The 3,302-nt window shown below is 56.9% G+C and carries 3 protein-coding genes; all 3 read right to left on the reverse strand.

All coding sequences use genetic code 11. From position 1 onward, the window contains the following. On the reverse strand, positions 1–1,083 hold a 1,083-nt coding region (locus tag K5905_RS30310; protein ID WP_297591423.1), incomplete at its 3' end, for an HlyD family efflux transporter periplasmic adaptor subunit. 204 nt (positions 1,084–1,287) lie between these two features. Continuing rightward, a complete protein-coding gene (locus K5905_RS30315; protein ID WP_297591425.1) occupies positions 1,288–2,262 on the reverse strand; it encodes an Hsp33 family molecular chaperone in 975 nt (324 codons plus the stop codon). A gap of 12 nt (positions 2,263–2,274) precedes the next feature. Next, positions 2,275–3,204 carry an ornithine carbamoyltransferase gene (gene argF / locus K5905_RS30320; protein WP_297591427.1) on the reverse strand — a complete coding sequence of 310 codons (930 nt, stop codon included), beginning with the start codon at positions 3,202–3,204 and terminating at the stop codon, positions 2,275–2,277. Between the last annotated feature and the right edge of the window lie 98 nt (positions 3,205–3,302).

The following is a 3,302-nucleotide window of genomic DNA, read 5'->3' on the forward strand; positions in this document are numbered from 1 at the left end:
CTGAACCTGCGATGCATCGATCGAGGCAATCAGGTCAACTCCACCTCGGGTGCTGGCGACATCCGCGCCAATCCGGCTCACGGTCGCAGGGTAAACAACCGGCGCGTTGCCCAGATACCAGATCACTTCAACCGGCCGACCGACCACGGTTCCGTTTTCTGCAAGAAGCCTGCCGTACTGATTGTCGGAGAGCGTGAAACGAACCTCGAATTCATCGCTGTTGAAGAGAGACACCACGGCATCATTGACGCTGACAAGCCGTCCCAATTCCACCGATTCAGAACGAACGATGGCATCGAAGGGTGCTTTCAGGATGGTGTTTTCCAACTGACGCTGTGCATTTTCCAACCCCCATTCCTGACGCTTGATCACGGCGGTCTGTTGAACAATCTTCGCTTCTTCAAGTGCCAGGGTGTTTTGAGCCTGCTCCAGGGTCTGCTGGCGCTGCGAGACAAGCAGCTTGCGGTCGTCAAGCGTCCGTTCCGTCACGGCGCTGCTATCGAGCAGACTTTGCGCACGCACCAGATCCCGCTCAGCCAATTCCAACTGTTCCTGCGCACGAACCACATTGGCTTTCTGCAGCCTGACGCGCCCCTGATTTTCAACCAGGACAGCCTGTGCCTCAGCCAGATTGGCTTCAGCCTCGGTCACAGCCCCCTCATAATCGAAACGATCGATAGCAACGAGAACTTCACCTTTGGAAACCTTTCCACCAGCCTTCAGGTTCGGATGTACCTGAACAACCTCACCTCCAACCAGCGTTCGCAGCTCTACTTCGCGACCGGCGGTGGTTTCACCGTAAATATTGATCTCCGGGGCAAAGTCGCCCTGAACCACCGGAACGGACTCGACGGCATAGCTCTTTTCCTGCGCAGGCTGCTTGAGCACGTCAGGTTTGGTCGCAACCAGAGCATTCATACCGAGCACGGCAGCCAGGAGAATTCCAAAAGCGATGAGGGTCTGCAGAAGGGCCTTCAGAACCAGCTTCAACCGCTGAAATCCGTCCGGTGGTTGAGCGTCCGCCGGCGAGAGAACCTCGGAAACCTGTTTTGATCCGGTTTCTGATTGTAGAGACTGCAACATATTCAGCTCACCAAGCACCAATTGTGTCATTCACCCGCAACGAACCCGCAATCGCGAGGACCGCATATTCCGCGATAGCAAGGGTTCTGCCCCGAAATAGGCATCTGGCCCGTAAATGGCACGCCGAAAATTGTAACAAACTATGACAGAAGGGCCTAAATCGGTCCTCCTGGCCAATTTTTCAAGACGGGTCGACCTTCCAGATCAGGAATCGAACTCGTATTTGGTGCTGCAGAACTCGCACGTCACGATAATCTTGCCGTCAATCTTCATCTGCTGCACTTCTTCAGCGCTGAAGCCAGACAGGACGCCTTCGATCTTTTCCCGTGAGCACCGACACTTGTCGGCAAGGGGCTGAGGCTCGAACAGGCGAACACCGCGCTCGTGGAAGAGCCGAAACAGCAGCATTTCCACGCTCACTTCCGGGTCCGTCAGTTCGACGTCCTTGACCGTATCGACAAGCACCTTGGCTTCGACCCAGGCATCGTCTTCCTCAACTTCGTGCTGAGGCGTGCCTTCAGGCGCATCACCAGGATCGATGTCCGCCTGTTGCATGCGCTCCGGAGATTCCGGCAGGAACTGGACCATGATGCCACCTGCCGTCCAGGTCTTGGCATGCCCCTCGCCTTCCTTGCGGGTGTAGAGTTCGCCAACAGCCAGGCGCACCTCAGTCGGGATCTGCTCGGAGCGTTCGAAGTACCGACGGGCAACAACTTCCAGAGACACGCCATCCAATTCGACCAGTCCCTGGTAACGCTGCATGTGCTTGCCCTGATCGATGGTCATGGCGAGATGGCCATGGCCCAGCAATGCCTCCGGCGTCGCCTTGCCGGCATCCATCAATGACTGGACCCGCTCTTCATCATAGCTTGCATAGGCGCGTATCGCATCCGGCGACGCGAAATCCACCACCAGCATCGAAACAGGTCCCTCTGTCTGGGTCTGCAGGGTAAATCGGCCGTCAAATTTGAGCGACGTCCCGAGCAGGCCCGTCAATGCGATCGCTTCTGCGAGCAGACGCGAGACCGGCTCAGGATAGTCATGGCGACCGAGAATCTGCTCCAAAACAGGCCCGAGCGCGACCGCACGGCCGCGCACGTCGAGACCTTCCACAGCAAAGGGCCGGACAGCGTCCAGCCCTGCGGGCGTAATGCCCAGTTCATCAAGATTTAGTGCCACGTTGGCTCTGCCTTAAGCTGCGCCGAAACACCAGGCCAGAATGCCCTTTTGGGCATGGAGACGGTTTTCGGCTTCGTCAAACACCACTGAATTGGGACCGTCCATGACTTCCGACGTAACTTCCTCACCCCGATGAGCCGGCAGGCAATGCATGAACAATGCATCCTTGTTTGCCTCGGACATCAGCCGCTGGTTCACCTGATAGGCGCTGAGAAGGTTGTGACGCGTCTCTGCATCATCATCTCCCATCGATACCCAGCAGTCGGTCACGACACAGTCGGTTCCTTTGACCGCCTCATATGGGTCTGATGTGACCAGAATGGAACCACCCTTGGCCCGGGCGGCGTCAATCAGGTCTTGCGGCGGCTGCAGTTCACCCGGTGTGGCAATGCGCAACTCGAAATCAAAACGTGGAGCCGCATGCACCCACGACGCCAGCACATTGTTGCTGTCGCCGGTCCAGGCAACGCTTTTCCCCTTGATCGATCCACGATGCTCTTCAAATGTCATCAGGTCGGCCATGATCTGGCAGGGATGCGAAATCTTTGTCAGGCCGTTGATGACCGGTACCGTCGCATGTTCGGCCAGTTCATGAAGATCTTCATGGTTGAGAATTCGGATCATGATCGCATCGACAAAACGCGACAGCACTTGTGCGGTGTCGCCGATTGTCTCACCCCGACCCAACTGCATTTCCGCACCGGTCAGCATCAGCGTTTCACCGCCGAGTTCGCGCATGCCGACGTCGAATGAAATGCGCGTCCGCGTGGAAGGTTGCTCAAAAATCATGGCGAGCACTTTGCCGGCGAGCGGCCCTTCACCACGGCGCATGCCGTTCCGGCCTTGCTTGATCTTTTTGCCCGTTTCAAGAATTTCACGAAGCTCTTCGCCTTCGAATTCCGTCAGGTCCAGAAAATTCCTATAGCTTCCATTGGCGGTCATCCGGCCGCTCCTTCAACCAATTTTGCCTCGATTGCCTCGGCAGCCTCTTCAAGGCGCTCAACGGCAAGGGCGATTTCGTCCTCAGTGATGGTCAACGG

This window comes from Roseibium sp., from assembly GCF_025698965.1.
Taxonomy (GTDB): Bacteria; Pseudomonadota; Alphaproteobacteria; order Rhizobiales; family Stappiaceae; genus Roseibium.